Origin of the sequence: Paraburkholderia azotifigens (genome assembly GCF_007995085.1) — a bacterium.
Classification (GTDB): Bacteria; Pseudomonadota; Gammaproteobacteria; order Burkholderiales; family Burkholderiaceae; genus Paraburkholderia; species Paraburkholderia azotifigens.
Genome location: NZ_VOQS01000005.1, coordinates 1,196,064 through 1,216,222, shown reverse-complemented (window position 1 = coordinate 1,216,222; position 20,159 = coordinate 1,196,064). Strand labels below are relative to the sequence as shown.

At 63.0% G+C, this 20,159-nt stretch carries 15 protein-coding genes; 12 read left to right on the top strand and 3 right to left on the bottom strand.

Annotation, left to right across the window (positions count from 1 at the left end; translation table 11 throughout):
* Positions 1-21: 21 nt before the first annotated feature.
* The 8 genes from FRZ40_RS37485 (at position 22) to FRZ40_RS37450 (ending at position 10,247) form a co-directional block, all read left to right on the top strand.
* Positions 22-1,083, top strand: a complete 1,062-nt coding sequence (locus FRZ40_RS37485) for a Gfo/Idh/MocA family protein (protein ID WP_028366305.1) — start codon at positions 22-24, stop codon at positions 1,081-1,083.
* Between the two features lie 23 nt (positions 1,084-1,106).
* Entirely contained in the window at positions 1,107-1,544 is a 438-nt protein-coding gene (aroQ, locus tag FRZ40_RS37480) for a type II 3-dehydroquinate dehydratase (RefSeq protein WP_147237558.1), read from the top strand.
* Positions 1,545-1,755: 211 nt separating this feature from the next.
* Positions 1,756-1,917, top strand: a complete 162-nt coding sequence (locus FRZ40_RS37475; protein WP_028366307.1) for a DUF1328 domain-containing protein — start codon at positions 1,756-1,758, stop codon at positions 1,915-1,917.
* Positions 1,918-2,395: 478 nt separating this feature from the next.
* Positions 2,396-4,309, top strand: coding sequence for an AAA family ATPase (locus FRZ40_RS37470; RefSeq protein WP_147237557.1), 1,914 nt, complete (start codon positions 2,396-2,398; stop codon positions 4,307-4,309).
* Between the two features lie 131 nt (positions 4,310-4,440).
* Positions 4,441-5,631 carry an acyltransferase family protein gene (locus FRZ40_RS37465; RefSeq protein ID WP_147237556.1) on the top strand — a complete coding sequence of 397 codons (1,191 nt, stop codon included), beginning with the start codon at positions 4,441-4,443 and terminating at the stop codon, positions 5,629-5,631.
* Positions 5,632-6,023: 392 nt separating this feature from the next.
* Complete coding sequence (locus FRZ40_RS37460) at positions 6,024-7,667, top strand: APC family permease (protein ID WP_147237555.1); 1,644 nt, start codon at positions 6,024-6,026, stop codon at positions 7,665-7,667.
* A gap of 169 nt (positions 7,668-7,836) precedes the next feature.
* The gene (locus tag FRZ40_RS37455) at positions 7,837-8,751 is read left to right on the top strand and encodes a glutaminase (RefSeq protein ID WP_147237554.1); all 915 of its coding nucleotides are present in this window, start codon (positions 7,837-7,839) and stop codon (positions 8,749-8,751) included.
* 1,172 nt (positions 8,752-9,923) lie between these two features.
* Entirely contained in the window at positions 9,924-10,247 is a 324-nt protein-coding gene (locus tag FRZ40_RS37450; protein WP_147237553.1) for a DUF4148 domain-containing protein, read from the top strand.
* A gap of 331 nt (positions 10,248-10,578) precedes the next feature.
* Here the strand turns inward: FRZ40_RS37450 and FRZ40_RS37445 are convergent, their stop codons facing one another.
* The 3 genes from FRZ40_RS37445 to FRZ40_RS37435 all read right to left on the bottom strand — a co-directional run bounded on the left by FRZ40_RS37445 (position 10,579) and on the right by FRZ40_RS37435 (position 13,299).
* Positions 10,579-11,871, bottom strand: coding sequence for a GGDEF domain-containing protein (locus FRZ40_RS37445; protein WP_240057455.1), 1,293 nt, complete (start codon positions 11,869-11,871; stop codon positions 10,579-10,581).
* Positions 11,872-11,963: 92 nt separating this feature from the next.
* Positions 11,964-12,950, bottom strand: a complete 987-nt coding sequence (locus tag FRZ40_RS37440; RefSeq protein WP_147237552.1) for a zinc-dependent alcohol dehydrogenase family protein — start codon at positions 12,948-12,950, stop codon at positions 11,964-11,966.
* A 37-nt stretch (positions 12,951-12,987) separates the two neighbouring features.
* On the bottom strand, positions 12,988-13,299 hold the full coding sequence (locus FRZ40_RS37435; RefSeq protein WP_147237551.1) for a hypothetical protein: 312 nt from the start codon (positions 13,297-13,299) through the stop codon (positions 12,988-12,990).
* Positions 13,300-13,850: 551 nt separating this feature from the next.
* Here FRZ40_RS37435 and FRZ40_RS37430 point away from each other — a divergent pair.
* From FRZ40_RS37430 to FRZ40_RS37415, 4 genes are all read left to right on the top strand, one after another.
* Positions 13,851-15,410 (top strand): trypsin-like peptidase domain-containing protein, encoded by a 1,560-nt coding sequence (locus FRZ40_RS37430; RefSeq protein ID WP_147237550.1) that lies wholly within the window; start codon positions 13,851-13,853, stop codon positions 15,408-15,410.
* A 148-nt stretch (positions 15,411-15,558) separates the two neighbouring features.
* Positions 15,559-16,794 carry a chromate efflux transporter gene (chrA, locus tag FRZ40_RS37425; protein ID WP_147237549.1) on the top strand — a complete coding sequence of 412 codons (1,236 nt, stop codon included), beginning with the start codon at positions 15,559-15,561 and terminating at the stop codon, positions 16,792-16,794.
* A gap of 154 nt (positions 16,795-16,948) precedes the next feature.
* Entirely contained in the window at positions 16,949-18,004 is a 1,056-nt protein-coding gene (locus FRZ40_RS37420; RefSeq protein ID WP_147237548.1) for a LuxR C-terminal-related transcriptional regulator, read from the top strand.
* A 330-nt stretch (positions 18,005-18,334) separates the two neighbouring features.
* Complete coding sequence (locus FRZ40_RS37415; protein ID WP_028364268.1) at positions 18,335-20,119, top strand: adenylate/guanylate cyclase domain-containing protein; 1,785 nt, start codon at positions 18,335-18,337, stop codon at positions 20,117-20,119.
* The last annotated feature ends 40 nt before the right edge of the window (positions 20,120-20,159 follow it).

Genomic DNA, 20,159 nt, shown 5'->3' with positions numbered 1-20,159 from the left:
GCGGCCAGACAACGCGAAATCATGAGACAAATCCAGCTTGCCGTTGCGGGCGCCGGGCTTATCGGCCGGCGTCATATCGAACTGATCCAGCAGAACCCGCGCTGCCGTCTGAGCGCGATCGTCGATCCCGGTCCCGCCGCGCAGGAGGTGGCGCAAAGTGCGGGCGTGCCGCTTTTCCGCACGCTCGGCGAGCTGATCGAGAACGGCCGTTCCGATGGCGTTGTGCTCGCCACGCCGAACCAGTTGCACGTCGAACAGGCGCTGCAGTGCATCGGCGCGCGGCTGCCCGCGCTGATCGAGAAGCCCGTCGCGCATACGCTCGACGAAGGCGAACGCCTGTGCGCCGCGGCCGACGCGGCGGGTGTGCCGCTGCTGGTCGGACATCATCGCGCGCACAGCCCGATTCTCGCGACGGCGCGCGAGATCATCCGGCAGGGAAAGATCGGCAAGATCGTCGGCGTGATGGGCAGCGCCGTCTTCTACAAGCCCGACGACTATTTCGACGCCGCGCCGTGGCGGCGCGAGGCGGGCGGCGGTCCCATCCTGCTCAACCTGATTCACGAGATCGGCAATCTGCGTTCGCTATGCGGCGAGATCGTGGCGGTGCAGGCGTTCGCGTCGAATGCGGCGCGCCAGTTCGCCGTCGAGGATACGGTCGCGATCAATCTGCGCTTCGAGAACGGCGCGCTTGGCACGTTCCTGCTGTCGGACACGGCGGCCTCGCCGCGCAGCTGGGAGCAGACGTCGCAGGAGAATACGAGCTACGCGTCTTATGATGACGAAGACTGCTATGTGATCGCGGGCGACATGGGTTCGCTGTCGGTGCCGACGATGCGCCTGAAGACCTATGCGCGCAAAGAGGACCGTTCGTGGTGGAAGCCGTTCGAGACGTCGGTGGCGAAGCTGGAGCGCGCCGATCCGCTCGAACGGCAGCTGGAACACTTCTGCGATGTGATAGCGGGCGACGCGAAGCCGCTCGTCTCCGTGCACGATGGCCTGCAGAATCTGCGGGTGACGGAAGCGATAGCGGAAGCGGCGCGCACGGGCGCGATCGTCGATACGCGCATGAGCGCAACGAACTGAATTCGACACCACGAGGAGGACATATGAAAAAAGTACTGATGCTTCACGGAATCAATCACAACATGTTTGGCAAACGCGACCCCGTGCAATACGGCACGGTGACGCTCGAAGAGATCGACAGCGAATTGAAGGCGCTCGGGCGCGAACTGAATGTCGAAGTCGAGAGCTATCAGACCAATCACGAAGGCGACATGTGCATGCGGATCCATCAGGCGTTCACCGACAACGTGGATGCCGTGCTGATCAACGCGGGCGCATGGACGCACTACAGCTACGGCATTCGCGATGCGCTCGCGATCCTGACCGTGCCCGTTGTCGAGATTCATATGTCGAACATTCACGCGCGCGAGCCGTTCCGCCACGTTTCGGTTTTTGCGGAAATCGTGAAGGGCCAGATTTGCGGATTCGGCGTGAACAGCTATCTGCTCGGGTTGCGTGCTGCCGTCGCGGCGATTGCATGAGAGCGGTTTGCGCTCAAGTCCCGAATTGAGTCCTGAATAAAGGCCGATTCGTCAGACGTTGGCGCCTTCGTCGCTCATCTTCGTTGCTTGTCTTCGCTGCTTGTCTTCGCTGCTTGTCCGTTGCTTTCGGTAGGTACAGTGTTTGCTCCCGTTCTGGAACGTCGCCGCGCTTGCGTAGCGGGACCATCACTCAGGCAACGGAGGTCAGATCATGCTTTATTACGCTTTGGTTTTCTTTGTCATTGCGATCATAGCTGCTGTATTTGGCTTCGGCGGGATCGCGGCAGGCGCGGCGGGCATCGCCAAGATCCTGTTCTTCCTGTTCCTCGTCATCTTCATCGTGACGTTGCTAATGGGTGTCGTGCGGCGCTGATGCGCCGCAAAGGCGAGGCGGAAGAGGAATCCGTCTCGCCGTCTGCACGGCTGGACTCGGCGCGGATGCAACGTCCGCGCCCGAAAGCTTCGCCCCTTCGCGAAGATAAAAGGTGTTTTCCAGTTCGGACACGAATGCGCCACATCGACCTCAAAGCCGCCTCTATCAAGGCGGATTGGTTCGATCGCGCGAATCAGCCCTGAAATAAGCCCTTTTCTACTGTTTTGGAAATGGGATAAGCCTGGGCATAATGCGTTAGGTACTCGCCCGTTGAAAGAGGGACGCATACGCGTGTCTTTTTTACCGACGTCATTGCACTAAAGCGCTGGTCTCTTCCTCGCTCGCGGCTACGCCTCGGGTAGTCCGGCCTTCCTTCCATCCAGTCTCGTTACGCGCATCGCGCGCGGTGCACGCTGTTTTTTATTTGTTCGCGCAAATACGCGAAGGTCGCGATGCGGCCCGTTTTAGGAATCAACTGATGAAACCGGCAAAGAATACGTTCTGGTCCCGTTATGGCCGCTATGTGATGCTTGGCGTGACCGCGACGGCGTTCGCGGCGCTCGTGACCTTCCTGCATCTGCGCCACGATCAGCGTAACGTGCAAGTCTCGCCGGTTTTGACGGGCGTCGCGAGCGACATGCGCAAGGATACGACGGCGTGGACGCATCAGGAGCGCGATGCGTCGGAGATGCTGCGCGATATTCGCGAGCGCAACGTGACGGCCATCGGTGTGAGTCCGAATGCCATTCTTGTCTCGACGGGCGATGGCGCGAAGTACTACGTCACCGATCACAACTCGGCTTTTTCCAATGCGCTGCTGCTCGGCGAAATGAAAGCGGACGCGCGTTCGCCCTATCAGCTGGTGTTCTTGCCGGACGCCAATATTCATACGGGCTCGGCGCGCTGGATCGATGCATTCGACAAGGCGCGCGACGCGATCAGCGTGCTGTTGCCGCTGCTGCTGATCGGCGGTCTCGTGTGGTTCATGCGCCGTGAGATGACGGGCGGCGCCCGGCTGCTCGAAAAGACCCCGGCGCTGTCGTTCGAAGACGTGATCGGCGCAGGCGAAGCGAAGGCCGCACTGTCCGACATTCAGGCCTATCTGACCAATCCCAGTCAGTTCACGGGGATGGGCGTGCGCGCGCCATGCGGCATCCTCATGACGGGCGGACCCGGCGTCGGCAAGACGCGACTCGCGCAGGCGCTCGCGGGCGAATGCGGCGCGAACTTCATTTCGATCACGGGCAGCTATTTCAGCGCGAAGTACTACGGCGTCGGCATCCAGAAGGTCAAGCATCTGTTCGAACTCGCGCGCAAAAATGCGCCGACCGTGATCTTCATCGACGAAGCCGACGGTCTCGCGAAACGCACGGATACGGGCGGCGGCCCCGTGGAAGCCGAGAGCAACCGCATCATCAACCAGCTGCTCGCCGAGATGGACGGCTTCGCGTCGAATGAAGGCGTGATCATCGTCGCCGCGACGAATCACCCGGACAATCTCGACGAAGCCTTGCGCCGCCCTGGCCGTTTCGATCGCACGGTGCAGGTGCGCCTGCCCGATCTCGAAGATCGCGCGGAGATCATTCGCTTTTATGCCGCGAAGCTGACCTCGAAAGCGGACGACATCGACTTCACTCAACTGGCTCGACTGACCACGGGACTTTCGCCTGCCACGCTGTCGATGGTCGTCAATCAGGCGGGACTCGTCGCGCGCAAGGCGGGCGACGACGTGGTCGCGGCAAGGCATTTCGTCGAAGCGATCAAGATCGCGCGCATTGGCGACGTGAACGGCGCCGAACGCGCGCTCACGGAAGACGAGCGCACGCGAATCGCCGTTCACGAGGCGGGACACGGACTCGTGGCTGCCTTGCTCGGCACGGGCATCCTCGAAGAAGTGACGATCCTCCCGCGCGGCGGCGCATTGGGCGTCGCGTTGATCACGAAGACGCAAGACAAGCACCTGTACCGCGAAACCGAAATGCGCAATGAGATCCAGGTGCTGCTGGGCGGCCGCAATGCCGAACTGCTGATGTTCTCGGAAGCATCGAGCGGCGCTGCGCAGGACTTGCAGGAAGCCTCGCGCATCAGCCTCGACATGGTGTCGAAGTTCGGTTTCAACGCCGACGGCAATCTGTTCAGTCTCGCGGCGCTGCCCGCGCAGTATGCGGGCCTGCAGATGAAAGGGGCGATCGAGCACGCGAACATCCTGCTCAAGGACTTGAACGACGCGTGCTACACGCTGCTGCACGACAATGCACCCGTGCTGCGTGCCATCGCGAACCAGCTGCTCGAATCGGAGACGGTGCCGGGCGAAACGGTCTATCGTCTGATCGACGAACACAAGGCAGGCCGCGAAGCGCTGCATCTCGCGGAGCAGCCGGCAGCGGCATAAAGCGGCTGAGTCCCCGCACAACGCGACACTTTCAGAAAGCAGCTCAAAAAACAGGAACTTCCGCTCGCCACGATTTGTCCACGAACCTCGCGGCCTTCACAGGCACAGTCTCAACGCGAGGAGGACAGTCGATGGATAAAGGACGCGTTGCCGCGCTCGACGCAGGTCGGGCGCTCGCGATCGTCGGGGTTGTCGCAGTACACCTGTCGTTTCAGTTTCCCAATCTGCCGCATGCCGTCACGCTGATGGCCCGCATGGGTCAATACGGCGTGCAGCTGTTCTTCGTGATCAGCGCGATCACGATCTTCATGACGCTCGAAATCGATCACGAGCGTTGTACGGATGCGCGGCACGTCACATTGCGTTTCTATATCAAACGCTTTTTTCGCATCGCTCCACTGTATTACTCGGCGATCGCTGTCTACGGCGCGATCAGTTACGGCGCCATGCAGTCCGGCTACGAACGTGCGTGGGTGCTCGGCGCGCATGGACCCGTCGATATCCTGCTCAACGTGCTGTTCCTGCATGCACTGTCGCCGACGGCGATCAACAATGTCGTGCCGGGCGGATGGTCGATCGGCGTGGAGATGCTGTTCTATCTGATTGCGCCGCTGCTGTTCTTTGCTGCGATGAATCGCGTGCGGCTCATGCTGGCGACGCTATTGCTGCTGGCGCTATCCGTCGCCACGCTGTCGATCGGCGATTGCAACGGCACGCTCGACTGTCAGGTCAGCAACAACTCGTTCAGCTATTTCTGGCCGCCCGTGCAGGGACCATGCTTCATCGTCGGCATGTGGGCATGGTACGGCTTCCGTTCGCATTTGCTGGGTACATCGAACGTCACGAAACGCGGCGCGTGGCTGTATTTCGCGCTGGCCGTCATCTTCGCAATCGCGACGGCTGCGCTCGGCGTGTGGCTCGCGAAGTCGCATGCGTTTGCACCCGTATTCGCAGCCTGTGCGGCCGTTGCGTTCCTGCTGTTCGTGTGTTCGCAGAGCGATGCCGTGCGGCGCCTGATGCAGTCGCGAGCGACGTTCGTCGTTCGACAATGCGCGTCTGCGTTGGGGCGTGAGAGCTACGGCATCTATCTGTGGCACTTCATCTGCGTGTACGCGACGTTCCATTTCTTCGAAAGCACGTTCCGGCAAACGGATCGCGACATGTCGCTCGCGCTATACGCCGTGACCGTGCTGACTGCGTTGCTTGCATCGTATGGCTTGTCGCGTTTGTCAGACCGGCTGATTCAGGGACGTGCGACGCGTCTGTCGCGCAAGCTGCTCTCCCACGTCGACGGGCGTTTTGGCGCGTCGCGTCGATCTTGATGCGCGTCGCGTTGCCATTACGCCGAAAGCCCTTTGATAGCGCATGAATGCGTATCGTCAGACTCGCAATGCAGCGCGCATTCTTCAGTTATGCCCGAGTGCTGACAGACGTCACTTCATATTCGCGCTTTAGCCCCGCCGCATCAGCGTTCATCCGACGTTATGTTTTTTGTGCATGACCCTCATGCGCAATTGGCATTGGACGCGGCCGGGCCATTTCGCGACTATCCCGCACTCGCTCGATGGCACCAGAACCGTCGACGATACCTCTCGCAGCGCAGCGTACGACAGCCGTCGCGCTTCGCTATCGAATAACAAGGAAAGCCGGAAATCGCCGATGCCGACACCTGGTGGCAGAGCGCTTCCGTGCACCTGAGATATGAGGAAGACAATTGAATAGTTCCATTCAACGGCACATCGGCCCGTTCGCGCTGATGCTCACGGGACTCGGCTCGATCATCGGGTCCGGCTGGCTGTTCGGCGCCTGGAAGGCGGCCAAGATCGCAGGCCCTGCAGCGCTGTGCGCGTGGGTGATCGGCGCGGTGGTGATTCTTGCGATCGCGCTGACCTATGCGGAACTCGGCGCGATGTTCCCTGAGTCGGGCGGCATGGTGCGCTATGCGCGTTACTCGCACGGCGCGCTGGTCGGCTTCATCAGCGCGTGGGCCAACTGGATCGCGATCGTGTCGGTGATTCCGATCGAGGCCGAAGCATCGATCCAGTACATGAGCACCTGGCCGTACGAATGGGCGCATAACCTGTTCATCAACGGCGAACTGACGACGCCGGGCCTGCTGCTGTCGGCGGTGCTGGTGGTGATCTACTTCATGCTGAACTACTGGGGCGTCAAGGTATTTGCGCGCGCCAATTCGGCCATCACGATCTTCAAGTTCATCATTCCCGGCCTGACGATTCTCGGCCTGATGATGAGCGGCTTCCACAAGGAAAACGTCGGCGACTCGTTTGGCGGCACGGGCGCGTTCGCGCCGTATGGCTGGTCGGCCGTGCTGACGGCCGTGGCGACGAGCGGCATCGTGTTCGCGTTCAACGGTTTCCAGAGCCCGATCAACCTGGCGGGCGAAGCGCGCAATCCGGCGAAGAGCGTGCCGTTCGCGGTGATCGGCTCGATCCTGCTGGCGCTGGTGATCTACGTGCTGCTGCAGATCGCGTACATCGGCGCGGTGAACCCGGCTGACGTGATGAAGGGCTGGAGCCAGTTCAACTTCAAGTCGCCGTTCGCGGAACTGGCGATCGCGCTGAACCTGAACTGGCTCGCGATCCTGCTGTATGTCGACGCATTCGTGAGCCCGAGCGGCACGGGCACGACCTATATGGCGACGACCACGCGCATGATCTACGCGATGGAGCGCAACAACACGATGCCGAAGATCTTCGGCAGCGTGCATCCGCTGTACGGCGTGCCGCGTCCGGCGATGTGGTTCAACCTGCTGGTGTCGTTCATCTTCCTGTTCTTCTTCCGCGGCTGGAGTTCGCTGGCAGCGGTGATTTCGGTGGCGACGGTGATCTCGTACCTGACAGGCCCGATCAGCCTGATGGCGCTGCGCCGCGCGGCGACGGATCTCGAGCGTCCGCTGCACATTCCGGGCATGAGCGTGATCGCGCCGTTCGCGTTCGTGTGTGCGTCGCTGATCCTGTACTGGGCGAAGTGGCCGCTGACGGGCGAAATCATCCTGCTGATGATCGTCGCGCTGCCCGTATTCTTCTACTTCCAGGCGAAGTCGGGCTTCTCAGGTTTCAATCAGGACCTGAAGGCGGCGTGGTGGCTGGTGGCTTATCTGCCCGTGATGGCGATCCTGTCGCTGATCGGCAGCAAGCAGTTCGGCGGCATGGGCGTGTTGCCGTACGGCTGGGACATGCTGGTGGTGATCGCGTTCTCGCTGATCTTCTATTACTGGGGCGTGCACACGGGCTACCGCTCGGCATATCTCGACGAGCGCGACGCTGTTCCCAGCGCCGAAACAAACGAATACGCGACGAGCGGCCCGCAGGGCGAGGAGTGGATGTCGGCGCGCTAAGGCGCACGGCTGAAATATTTTCAGTGCAGAATAGGGCGCGCGCTTCGCGTCGCAGCGCTGTGCACAAAACCGTGAAAGCGGATCACGCATGCCGTGATCCGCTTTGCGTTTGTCGAGCCATCGAAGCGCGCCACGTTCATTCATTCACCGTCATCGCTCGACAGCATCGATGGACTATTCCCGCATCCTCGAACAGATTCACGCGGACTTGCAGCCCTGGCTCGACAAGGGGCGTGTCGCCGACTACATCCCCGAACTCGCGAACGTGCCTGTGAACAGCTTCGGCATGGCCGTCGTCACGACGTCGGGCGACGTCTGCCGTGTGGGACAGGCGGATACGCGCTTTTCGATTCAGAGCATCTCCAAGCTGTTCGCGTGCACGGTGGCGTTCAGACTGCTCGGCGACGACTTGTGGCAGCGCGTCGGCCGCGAGCCGTCGGGCACGGCGTTCAATTCGCTCGTGCAGCTCGAATCGGAGCGAGGCAAGCCGCGCAATCCGTTCATCAATGCGGGCGCGCTCGTCGTCACCGATGTATTGAGCCGCCGCTTCGTGAAGGCGGAGACCGCGCTCGTCGAATTCATGCGGCGCGTCACGGGTGAAGCGTCGATCGACTATGACATGCGCGTCGCGCAGTCCGAATTGCAGCACGCCCATCGCAATCGCGCGATGGCTCATTTCATGGCGAGCTTCGGCAACATGGAGATGCCGCCCGAGGTCGTCGTCGATGCGTATTGCCGTCAGTGCGCGATTTCGATGAGTTGCGTCGAGCTTGCAAAAGCGGCGCTGTATCTGAGCAACGGCGGCGTGGTGCCGTCGACGGGCGAGCGCATTCTCGATGCGAGTTCGGCCAAGCGTCTGTCGGCGTTGATGCTGACCTGCGGCACGTACGATGCAGCGGGCGACTTCGTCTATCGCGTGGGCTTGCCTGCGAAGAGCGGGGTGGGCGGCGGCATCGTCGCGCTGTTGCCAGGCGAGATGGCCGTGTGCGTATGGTCGCCTGGGCTGGATACCAACGGTAATTCGCTGGCGGGCGTGATGGCGTTGGAGTGGCTCACCACCTGCACGGGCCGCTCGATTTTCTAGGCGCCCCCGGCAGCGGCATCGGCTGTCGAGTGCCGTCAGCTTAACCACGAACTATCGCGCAGATCGTCGGATCGTGCAGGCATGGTGATGCGTGACGCGGTCGATTCGGAGATGAGCGAACGTAGCCCGCTCTGGTTGTCAATTAACTCACGCTGTGCGAGCGCGAGCGCCGCGAGATCCGCTGACCGAAACCTGAATCTTCCCGGCTCGGCCAGCGCGAATCATTTGACCGAACTCAGCTCCCCTGGTAGATGTCGCAAGACAGCCCCACGACACATGGCGCGCCGTTTCTCGCGCGTCCGCTCCCGCTCGACCCGCCCGGCTGTGGACCGGTTGAATCATAGTCGTAGCGATTCATCGAACCGGCCGGTTGCGCCATCTGCGGTTGCGATGTCGTCGCGCTTTGAGGCATCGGTTGCCCGGTATTGCCCGAAGGCTGCCATGTCTGTGAATAAGCAACACTCGAGCCGGCAGACAGGAGGGTTGCAGCGAGTAATACTGCAAATTGACGTCCCATTTTTTCACCTTGCCAAGAGATTGATAGGTTTTGCCATTAAATAAGGATGCCAAACCGAATAATAGAATGGTATGTGTTGGATGAAACACGCCACAATGCACGGCCTCCGTCGAGGCGGGGTGCCGTGTGCCGACGGCAGGAAACCGATCCTGTCGCGGCAAGGCTCGCAATGCGTTGTCCCCGGCCGCGAGCCGAAAGCGCGATGAAACGCGGCGCATGCGTGGATAACAATCCAGGTTCTTTTGTTGAAGTCACTCCCGAAAGAGATCTCCGTGATTGGACTTTCCGGGGAGGTGCTTGTGATCTTTATAGACCCGCCCTGATTGGAAATCCAGCGTACAGGCAAGTGTTCGTAACCGTTCGCGCGATCGGTGCGGCATTAAACGTGAGTGCGAGAAAGCATCGTATCGGGCATTGCGATTCTTTCGGCAGCCTTGCTTGTGCCTGTACAACGCGCAGCGTTCCTCATACACACGTCGCGTGTTCGAACATGCGATTTTCTTCGCCGAAGATCGTCTTTCATTCACAGGCCGTCGCGGATGACGGATGCCCAAGATCGTATCGAAGTTGAAGGCTTGGCCGCCTAGACTTCGATTGCCAGCGATCGAGCCATGCATCCGTATCACGCGACCCTGGCATCCACGAGGAGGTCACCATGAGATCAACTGCTCTCGCAATCGTCGCGGCATCGGCGCTTGCGCTGCCGGTCGCCGCACTCTGTCAGACGGATGCGTCACCCACGCGTGCACAAGTCCGTGCTGAGTTGCAGCAGCTGGAGCAGGCCGGTTATGACCCGGCCAAAGGAGAAGATCCGGGTTATCCGGCGGACATCCAGGCGGCAGAGGCGCGCGTATCGGCCCAAAACGGCGCAACCGGTTATGGCGGCGTGACGTCAGGCGCATCGGTATCCGGCTCTCGCGCTATCAGCCGTCCAGCCACGACGGACGAAATGAAGCAGCTCTACTTCGGAGGTGAGTAGCAGGTTCGAATGGTGGGCTGCTGCGGCGGCAACGACTCCCGCCCGAAGAATGCACCGGGAGGCCCTGGCTGGCAGATCGACGGGCGCGTGTCGTCCGCTACCGCGGCATGAGCCGTTCGGCGAGTTCGTGTGCGTTTTCGGCGGACAGCGGGCCGCCGCTTTGCCCGCCAGGTTTGCGTGTCGTGATCCCGCTGGGCGAGGACTGCGGACGGTCGAGCCCACGACGCATCAATCGGGTCCCATCACGACGCGTCCATCCACCGTCCCTGCACATACGTTCGCGCGTTGCGGTCGCCCCGGTTCGCTCGCGGTGCCGTCGTACGTTTCTGAATCAGGTTTCGACGGCGACGGGTTCTGATCCGAGTTCCGCCCGGTTGCGACCATTGCGTTTCGCACGATACAAAGCGCCGTCCGCCTGCTTCAATAGTCGTTCGATTGTCGCTTCAGAGATGTCGATAAAAGCGATCCCGATGCTACAGGTGTACGAAGGCAAAGTCGAATCGCCCCGGTACGCGATTCGTGCCTGCAGTTCGCGGGCGAGATTCAGCGGTTCATCGATGCTCTCGCATGGGAAGAACACCGCGAACTCCTCTCCGCCCCAGCGCGCAAAGTGCGCTTCCTGAGGTAGCGAGAGGGCAGCCTTTTGGGCGAAGTCGATCAGGATGGCGTCACCCATCAAGTGACCGTATTTGTCGTTAACGTTCTTGAAATGGTCCAGGTCGATCAGCAGGAGTGAGAGATGGGTTCCTCTGCGGCGAGGCGTTCCTCGCGCCAACGTGTGGGTGTCCAGAAGAGCCCGGCGATTGAGCAGGCCAGTGAGCGGATCGATGAGAGAAAGTTGCTCGAGGTGAATCCGAAGCCTGTTGACCGCGGTGAGCATGAAGCCCACCGTGATGGTGAGCGACATGAACGCGCCACTGCTCAGGTAGATCAATTGCACGAGATCATGCGCGTATAACCCTTCGCGCGCAGAGCCGGGTTCCAGCGACGTCACGATCCTCGTCAAGGCAATGAGCGTCTCAATGGCGAACATGAACCCAACGACCCTCGCGCCGCTGTCTTTACGCCCGAATCGCAGCAGTTCATAGGCGAGAAGGGCGAACAGCAGTGCAAGAATGACGTTCGTGCACATCGAACGGCCGTAAGGATTGAAGTCGATATACGTCATCCAGCCAAGGACGAGCGCATCGACCACAACCATCGCTGAGACGAGGCGGACGAATGCGGCCCGGCCGAGGTAGCGCTGGCTGCCAATGAGCCAGAGTCCTATGCTGCCGACCATGCATATATTGCCGCCGATCACGGAGAGCCAATCCGGGAGCGCACCGCGCAGCGCCATGAGAAACGCGGCAGCCGAAAACACAAGTGAACCCTGCGCCCATTGCGCCACGCCATGGATGTTCCTGGGAAACGACCTTCCTATGGCAAACATCACTACCGCCATCAGTCCTGGCATCACAGATGCCATCAACATGACGGTACGCAGGTCAAACGTAGGCATGATCTGATCGTCGGTGCGCGAAGTATCGACTTCTTTAATCGTAGTGACGTTGCCGTGTCGAAAGCCCTGCATTTCGACGCGCCGGGCGGATTGCGGGGCGCTGGCTGCCGTCAGTGGTGGCATCCGGCCGTGAAGCTTGAGTCGCTGGGCGGCTATTGGAGGTCGATAAGCTCACTGTCGGCTATCAGTGATTATCGGCACCCGGCTTTAAAACTTTAGCGCACGATCAGAACGGCCGCCCCCGACACCTTGCCGCCGCGCAGATCATCCAGCGCGCGGTTCGCGTCGGCGAGCGGATAGCGCGTCACTTCGATATCGAGCGGCAAGTCGCCGGCGATCTTCATGAACGCTTCACCGTCGGCGCGCGTGAGATTCGCGACCGACACCACGCGGCGCTCGCCCCACAGGAACGCGTACGGGAACGCGGGAATGTCGCTCATGTGGATGCCGCCGCAGACCACGATGCCGCCCTTGACGACGGCCTGCAACGCGGCGGGCACGAGCGCGCCGACGGGCGCGAAGATCAGCGCGGCATCGAGCGGTTCGGGCGGCGCTTCGTCGCTGCCGCCCGCCCACGCCGCACCGAGCCTGCGCGCGAGCTGTTGCGCGGCATCGTCGCCGGGACGCGTGAACGCGTACACCGCGCGGCCCTGATGACGGGCGACCTGCGCGACGATATGCGCCGCCGCGCCGAAGCCGTAGATGCCGACGCGCTTCGCATCGCCCGCCATGCTCAGCGTGCGATAGCCGATGAGACCCGCGCAGAGCAGCGGCGCGGCTTGCGCGTCGTCGTAGCGCTCGGGCAAATGCAGGCAATAGCGATGATCGGCGATCACCTGTTCCGCGTAGCCGCCGTCGATCGTATAGCCGGTGAAGCCGGGCGCGTCGCACAGATTCTCGCGTCCGCTCGCGCAGTACGGACAGACACCGCACGTCTTGCCGAGCCACGGCACGCCGACGCGGTCGCCGATATCGAAGGCCGTCACATCCGCCGCGCGCGCCGCAACCTGCCCGACGATCTCGTGGCCCGGTATCACGGGACGCTTCGGCCCGGTCAGCTCGCCATCCACGACATGCAGATCGGTGCGGCACACGCCGCACGCCAGCACGTCGATCAGCACTTCGCCCGGCGCCGGCGTGCGCATCGTCAACTGGCGCTCGGCGAGCGTCGGGCTCGATCCATCGAAAACCATCGCGCGCATGTTCGATCCTCCTCGTGCGGAATCCGCGGTTGCGTCGTCAGTCACGCGTTGCCCGATGCGGGTCTTCCGTCAGCTGCTGCTTCTCGTGTTCCCGGGAAGCGGGAACGGTCGCGACGACGGACGGCAGCCACGGCTGCCACGCGCGCATCCACATCGACCACATGGAGAACATCGACAGCGGCGACGCCAGCGTAAAAAGATCCGGCTGCACGAACCAGCGCGCGGCGGCTTCGAGGGTAGGCACAGCCGTGATGTGTATCGTGACGCTTTCCGCATTCCGCTCCGGCAGGTTGCGGCGTGTGATTTCCACGTCGACGGTGGGCAGTCGGGCGGTCAGTTTCGTCTCCATGCTCGGCCTCGCAATGACGGTTGGCGCCGCAGGCGCGGCGCATCGTCCTATTGTGCGCCGTTCGATCATTTCTATTGCGAAGCACCGCGGGAAGCGGCGCAGCGCATATTGCATCGCGACAACGCGAGGCAGGCAACGCGCGCTGCGTCGACGCAACTGACACAGACGAAAACGGCATGCCAGGATTTGTACTCGCTGCAATTTCTCTGCAGTCTCTCTATAAATGAAGCAGGGAGAGCGCTGCGTCGATCGCGTCGGCCATGCCGTCGCGCGGCCCGCATGCGAGCGAGTGGTTCGCGTCCCCGACCGTCCATCGCGGGCAACCATGCTACCGGAACACACGCAGGCTTCGATCCCATCCGACAAGTACAAAGGGTCGATCGCAACCGTCCGCGCACGCGGCGGGCTCGCGTGGCTGTGTGTTTCTCACTCGCTGTCCGGGTTCCCATTCTTTTCGGATTCTTCGGTGTGCTGCGTCACAGTCGACAGCGGCGGCACGCGAAATAATTTCCTCACAGTGCCAGGCATCACGACCGCCATGGAGGTGCGCTGTGTTTCACTCAACCTCGTCCCATATCTGGTTTTGCACTGCCGTGACAACGGCATGTCTCGCCGGTTATCCCGTCGCTTATGCCAACGCGATCGCGCCGCATGCTGCCGCGGCATCCGCGGCCGTACCGGCATCCTCGCCGGCAAAGGAGAAGCGCGCGGCGCCCGCGAACGCGAATGCGCCGATGGACTTCCCTGCCATCGTCGAGCGCTACGGACCCGCCGTCGTGAACATCCGCGCAGTCTTGCCGGAGAAGCCGCTGGCCGCATCGGCGCCGCAAGCGGCGGCGCCCGCAGTGCCAGCCGTGCCCGCGTCCGCTTCGGGCGCGAGTTCCGAAACGATCGACGGTGACGACCCGCTGTTCGCGTTCTTCCGGCAGGCCATGCCGCAGGCGCAAGACGGCCAGGCCAGTTCGCCGCGCGCGATATCGGGTGTGGGCTCGGGTTTCATCGTCAGCCCGAACGGCCTGATTCTGACGACGGCGCATGTGGTCGACGGATCGGACGACGTGACCGTGCGGTTGACCGACCGGCGCGAGTTCAAGGCGAAAGTCGTGGCCGTCGATGCGCAAAGCGACGTCGCCGTGATCCAGATCGACGCGACGAAGCTGCCCGTCGTCAAGCTCGGCGACTCGACGCGTGTGCGCGTCGGCGAGCAGGTGCTGACCATCGGTTCGCCCGACAGCTATCAGAACACGGTGACGGCGGGCATCGTCAGCGCGACTTCGCGGACGCTCTCCGATGGCACGAAGTTTCCGTTCTTCCAGACCGAGGGCGCACTGAACCCGGACAACTCGGGCGGCCCGGTGTTCAACCGTGCGGGCGAAGTGGTCGGCATTCACGTGCAGGTCTATGCCGACGGCGATCGCTTCCAGAGCCTGACGTTTGCGATCCCGATCAACATGGCCAACAAGGTGCGCGCGCAGTTGCACGCGCAGGACAAGGACGCCAAAGCCGCGAGCGGCACGCTCGGCATGCAGGTGCAGGACGTTGATCCCGGCCTTGCTGGCGCGTTCGGTCTGCCGCGCGCGGCGGGCGCGCTGGTGATAGCCGTCGAGCCGGGCAGTCCTGCCGCCGCAGGCAAACTGAAACCGGGCGACGTGATCGTGCAGGTCGCCGACAAGCCGATCGAGCATGGCGCCGACCTCGCGGATTTCCCCGATCAGGATGCGGCTGCGCAGCCGGGCACGAAGGTGCCCGTGAAGCTGATTCGCAATCGCAAGCAGATGACGGTGATGATCGCCATGACGGCGCCCACGCAATCCGCGACGGCAGGTACGGCAGACGACGGCGCGCTCGATCATCTCGGCCTCAGCATGCATCCGCTGACAGACGACGAACGGCGCAGCACAGGACTGCCGCAAGGCCTGATGGTCGACGACGTCGCGGGAACGGGCGGCAGTGCGGGCATCAAGCCGGGCGATGTGGTGCTGTCGCTGAACGGCACGCTGGTCGCGTCGCAGGATGAACTCGCGTCGCTCGCGGCGAAGGCGGGCAAGAAGGCGGCATTGCTGATCCAGCGCAATCACGCGCGCAGCTTCGTGACCGTCGATCTCAGGTGAGCGCGACGAGCCTGTCGGGCGCAAGGCGATGAAGCGGGCACGGCAGCCCGCTTCATCGCGTGTGGACTCATCACGACGAAAGCCGTTTGCGATAGAGTGATGCGCTCCGTCCGAATGGCATCGGACCTTACACCCGTCGATCACCTCTATGGAAAGTGAAAGCACGTCGCGTCGCGAGACGCGCGCAGGCAGCGCATTCGAAGTGCTGCGTGTATTCCTGCTGCTCGGCTGCACCTGCTTCGGTGGCCCGATCGCGCACATCGGCTATTTTCGCCGCGAGTTCGTCGAGCGCAGGCGATGGCTCGACGACACGACCTTCACCGATCTGTTCGCGCTCTGCCAGTTCCTGCCCGGACCGGCGAGCAGCCAGGTGGGTTTTTCGATCGGCCTGCTGAGAGCGGGATGGTGGGGCGGCGCGGCTGCATGGCTCGGCTTCACGCTGCCTTCGGCGATCCTGATGGCCGGCTTCGCGCGCCTCGCCGGTCTGCTCGACAATGCGTTCGGCCAGGGCCTCGTGCACGGATTGAAGCTCGTCGCCGTCGCCGTCGTTGCGCAGGCCATCTGGGACATGGCGCGGCGCCTGTGTGCCGAGCGTGTGCGCGCAGCCATCGCGCTCGCGGCGCTCGCGGTGTTGTGCGTGCTCGATACCGTGTACGCGCAGATCATCGTGATCGGCGGCGGCGCGCTGCTCGGCCTGATGTTCTGCCGGACCCCGGCGGCGGCTACACGCGGCGTGTCGCACGATGCACACGCCTTTGCTCTGCCGCGCGCCGCGAGCGCCGTGGCGCTCGTTCTGTTCTGCGCGTTGCTGGCCGGCTTGCCTGTGCTGCAAGCGTTTCTTCCTTCCGCGTGGATGCTCAGGATCGCCGACGTGTTCTACCGATCCGGCGCGCTCGTGTTCGGCGGCGGCCATGTGGTGCTGCCGCTGCTTCAGCAGGCGACGGTCGCGAGCGGCTGGATCCCGGCGAACGCGTTTCTGGCGGGCTATGGCGCGGCGCAGGCCGTTCCTGGCCCGCTCTTCACGTTCGCGTCGTACCTCGGCTGGATCATGAGCCCGGCATCGCAACATGCGCTCGGTGCGCTGTGCGCGACAGCGGCTATCTTCCTTCCCGGTCTGCTGCTGGTGATCGCCGTGCTGCCGCACTGGCAGGCGCTGCGCGCGCGTCCTCCCGTGGCGGCGCTGCTGGCGGGCGCGAATGCGGCCGTCGTCGGCCTGCTGGCGAGCGCGTTTTATTCGCCCGTGTGGACGAGCGCCGTGCTGTCCGCCACGGACTTCGCCGTCGCCGTCATCGCGCTGATCCTGCTCACGCGCTGGAATGTGCGGCCATTGCTCATCGTGCTGCTGTGCGCGGCGGCAGGGATCGTCGAGTCGTTCGCGCATTGACACGCGTTCGCAAGGCCGAACGATGGGCATGGCGCGCAACACGCATCGCGTTGCGTGGGCTATAACGGTTAGCAGCGGGTGTGCTTGCTTTATTCATATCAAAGGCAGGCTGCGCGCAGCGCACGGACCGTCGATCAACCGCAAAGGAGCGAGCATGCTGATTCTGTTCGTCGCTCCGAGCGGTCTGTTTCGCGATGGCGTCGCGCGTCTGCTCGCCGATCTTGGCGAGCAGGTCGACGTGCGGTGCGCCGACTACGCGTCGGACGTGTTCGAGCACGGCGAGCCCGCCGATCTGATCGTGCTCGACGGCGACTATCTGCCCGACGCGCTCAGCGTGGCGACGGCATCGCGGCGGTTGTCGGCCGGGCTGCCCGTGCTCGTGTTGCTGACGGCCGTCGATCCGCAGACGGTCGAGCAATTCGTGTCGGCGGGCGTGGCAGGACATCTCGACAAATCGGAATCGGGCCGGGCGCTGCTGGATGCGCTGCGTCTCGTGCTGGCGGGCAGCCGCTATCCGGCGTTGGCGCCGCTCGTGCTGGAAGCGCTCCCGCCGGGTTTGCCAGCGAACGATGCGCCCGCATCCGACGTTTCCGCTCAGGCGTCCGCAGAAGCATCGTCCGATGCAAAGCCTCATGTCCTCACGCCGCGGCAAATTCAGGTGCTTGCGCTGGCCGCGCGCGGCGAGACGAACAAGTCGATTGCGAAGCAGCTGAACATCACGGAAGGCACCGTCAAGGTGCACTTGTATACCGTCTTTAAAGCATTGAAGGTCGGCAGCCGCGGGCAGGCGAGTGTGGCCGCCGCACGTCTGCAGCAGATCGGCGACGCGCAGCTGCATCACGCGCTGGATGGCCAGCTTTCGGTCGGCAGGCTGCTTGCGTTCACGATGCCGACACGTTTCAGATCGGGTGAAGTGCTGTTCCGCAAGAACGATCCTAGCGATGCGCTGTATTACGTCGTACGCGGCAGGGTGAGTCTGCTGGAGATCGAACTCGAAGTCGGGCAAGGCACAGTGCTCGGCGAGATCGGGCTCTTTTCGCCCGATCACCGGCGCACCTGCACGGCGCGCTGCGTCAGCGATTGCGAACTGCTGATGGTCTCGGCCACGGATGCCATGCGTCTTTATTATCAGGATCCGGAATTCGCCACGTATCTGATACACCTGATCACGCGCCGGCTCGAAGCCGACAAGCTGCGCGTGAAAAACTAGTTTCGTGTGCAGCGGTTTATGTACATGCCCGATATCAATCGCTACGTTGTCGATCCGCTTTGAGCGGCGTCGCGCCGATTCGAGAAAAAAGGCCGTTTTAAACGGCAGTTTTTGATCTATAACACATACCAATCGCACGTTGAAATGACCGTCGGGCGTGCCTTTCGCGGCGACGGGCGACATGCGAGCCATCCGCACTTCGATCCGCCCAACGCCGCATTGCATGTGCACGCGTGGCCACTGCATTGCGATGCGTTCTCAAGGATTGCGCGAATACGGCAACGCGGTTCGCGAGCCGATTCCACGTACGCTTTAAAGGCCTGGAATAACGTGACTGCAGATTCCTCCTGCTCATCCGATGGGCTCGCGCGCGTCGTTCGTACGGTCCTGTTCATGGATCTCGTGGAGTCGTGCCGCCTCATCCAGGACAACGAAATCGAAGCGGCGGGACGGTGGCGCAAATACAAGGCACACATCGAGAACGCTATCGTGCCGACGTATCGCGGCCGCCTGATCCGCACGGAAGGCGACGGACTGATGGTCACGTTCGTCGAACTGCGCGATGCCGTCGCGGCGACCTTCGCGATCCAGCGCGCGTCGAACGAAACCAACGCAGGTCTTCCACCCCCAACGCACATGCTGCTGCGCATGGGCCTGCACGTCACCGAACTCTACGAAGACGAGCGCGACGTCTATGGGCGCGGCGTCAATCTGGCTGCGCGGCTCTACACGCTTGCGGGGCCCGGCGAGATCGTCGTGTCGGCGCAGGTGCGCGATCAGCTGACGCCCGAACTCGACGCCGATATCGAGGATCTCGGCGAATGCCATCTGAAGCATTTCGACCAGCCGGTGCGCGCATACCGGATCGGGCCGCCGGGGCCGCGTCCCGTGATCGGGCCGGGTGCCGCATTTCTGCCGGAATTGCGGCCGACCATCGCGGTGATTCCGTTCGCGTCGCGCGGCGGCGAAGCGGAGCAGCAGGTGCTCGGCGAAGTGATGGCCGACGAGATCATTTCGTCGCTGTCGCGCACAGCCGAACTGCAGGTGATCTCGCGTCTGTCGACCACTGCGTTTCGCGACCGCGACGCGACGCTCGACGAGATCAGCGCCTTTCTCGGCGCACGCTACGTGCTGTCGGGCGCGTATCGTTCGTGGGGCGATCAGATCGTGCTGGTCGCGGAGCTGGCGGAAGCGAAGTCGCGACACATCCTGTGGACGCAAAGTATCAAGGGACGCGCAACGCACATCATGCTCGGCGAAGACGAACTGATCGACCGCATCGTCGCCGAAGTGAGCGGCGCGATCATCGACCGCGAACTGCAGCGCGCACGCTCGCAGGCGCTGCCGTCGCTCGCCAGCTCGACGCTGCTGATGAGCGCGATCGTGCTGATGCATCGCGGCGTCTCGCACGACTTCAATCGCGCGCGCGACATGCTCGAAGCGCTGATCGAACGCGCCCGGCGTCAGGCCTTGCCGCATGCGTGGCTCGGCAAATGGCACGTGCTGCGCTTCAATCGCGGCTGGACCGACGACCGCGCGGGCGAGGCGCTGGCCGCGCTCGATTGCACGCGCCGCGCGCTCGATGCCGATCCCGACTGCTCGCTCGCGCTGACGATCGACGGCTTCGTGCACACGAATCTCCTCAAGCAGCTCGACGTGGGACAGCGGCGCTATGAAAAGGCGCTCGACGTGAATCCGAACGACTCGCTTGCGTGGCTTCTCAAGGGCACGCTGCTCGCCTTCGAAGGCGAGGGCGAACAGGCCGTCGATGCAACCGAGCGCGCGCTGCGCCTCTCGCCGCTCGATCCGCTGCGTTACTTCTATGAATCGCTCGGTGCGACGGCGGCGCTGTCGGCGGGACGCTACGAACGCGCGGTCGAACTCGCGCAGCGCTCGCTGCGCGTGAACCGTACCAACACGTCGACGTTGCGCGCGTTGGCGATCGCGCAGGCGCTGCTGGGCGACCTCGAAGCAGCGCGGCAAACGGTGCAGGACGTGCTCGTGCTCGACCCGACGCTCACGGTCAAGAGCTATCTCGACCGTTCGCCGAGCGGCGCGTACGAGACCGGGAAAATCTGGTCGGAAGCGTTACGGCAGGCAGGCTTGCCGGCCTAGAAGAAGGCGTCGATGCGGTGCGGGATCCCTGAGAGAGGAG

Bases quoted from the DNA above. Each gene is read 5' to 3' on its own strand.
- FRZ40_RS37450 (WP_147237553.1), top strand. From the start codon at position 9,924: ATGAGATCAACTGCTCTCGCAATCGTCGCGGCATCGGCGCTTGCGCTG.
- FRZ40_RS37420 (WP_147237548.1), top strand. From the start codon at position 16,949: ATGCTGATTCTGTTCGTCGCTCCGAGCGGTCTGTTTCGCGATGGCGTC.
- FRZ40_RS37485 (WP_028366305.1), top strand. From the start codon at position 22: ATGAGACAAATCCAGCTTGCCGTTGCGGGCGCCGGGCTTATCGGCCGG.
- FRZ40_RS37440 (WP_147237552.1), bottom strand. From the start codon at position 12,950: ATGCGCGCGATGGTTTTCGATGGATCGAGCCCGACGCTCGCCGAGCGC.
- FRZ40_RS37445 (WP_240057455.1), bottom strand. From the start codon at position 11,871: ATGCCACCACTGACGGCAGCCAGCGCCCCGCAATCCGCCCGGCGCGTC.
- FRZ40_RS37435 (WP_147237551.1), bottom strand. From the start codon at position 13,299: ATGGAGACGAAACTGACCGCCCGACTGCCCACCGTCGACGTGGAAATC.
- FRZ40_RS37465 (WP_147237556.1), top strand. From the start codon at position 4,441: ATGGATAAAGGACGCGTTGCCGCGCTCGACGCAGGTCGGGCGCTCGCG.
- FRZ40_RS37455 (WP_147237554.1), top strand. From the start codon at position 7,837: ATGGACTATTCCCGCATCCTCGAACAGATTCACGCGGACTTGCAGCCC.
- aroQ (WP_147237558.1), top strand. From the start codon at position 1,107: ATGAAAAAAGTACTGATGCTTCACGGAATCAATCACAACATGTTTGGC.
- FRZ40_RS37475 (WP_028366307.1), top strand. From the start codon at position 1,756: ATGCTTTATTACGCTTTGGTTTTCTTTGTCATTGCGATCATAGCTGCT.
- chrA (WP_147237549.1), top strand. From the start codon at position 15,559: ATGGAAAGTGAAAGCACGTCGCGTCGCGAGACGCGCGCAGGCAGCGCA.
- FRZ40_RS37470 (WP_147237557.1), top strand. From the start codon at position 2,396: ATGAAACCGGCAAAGAATACGTTCTGGTCCCGTTATGGCCGCTATGTG.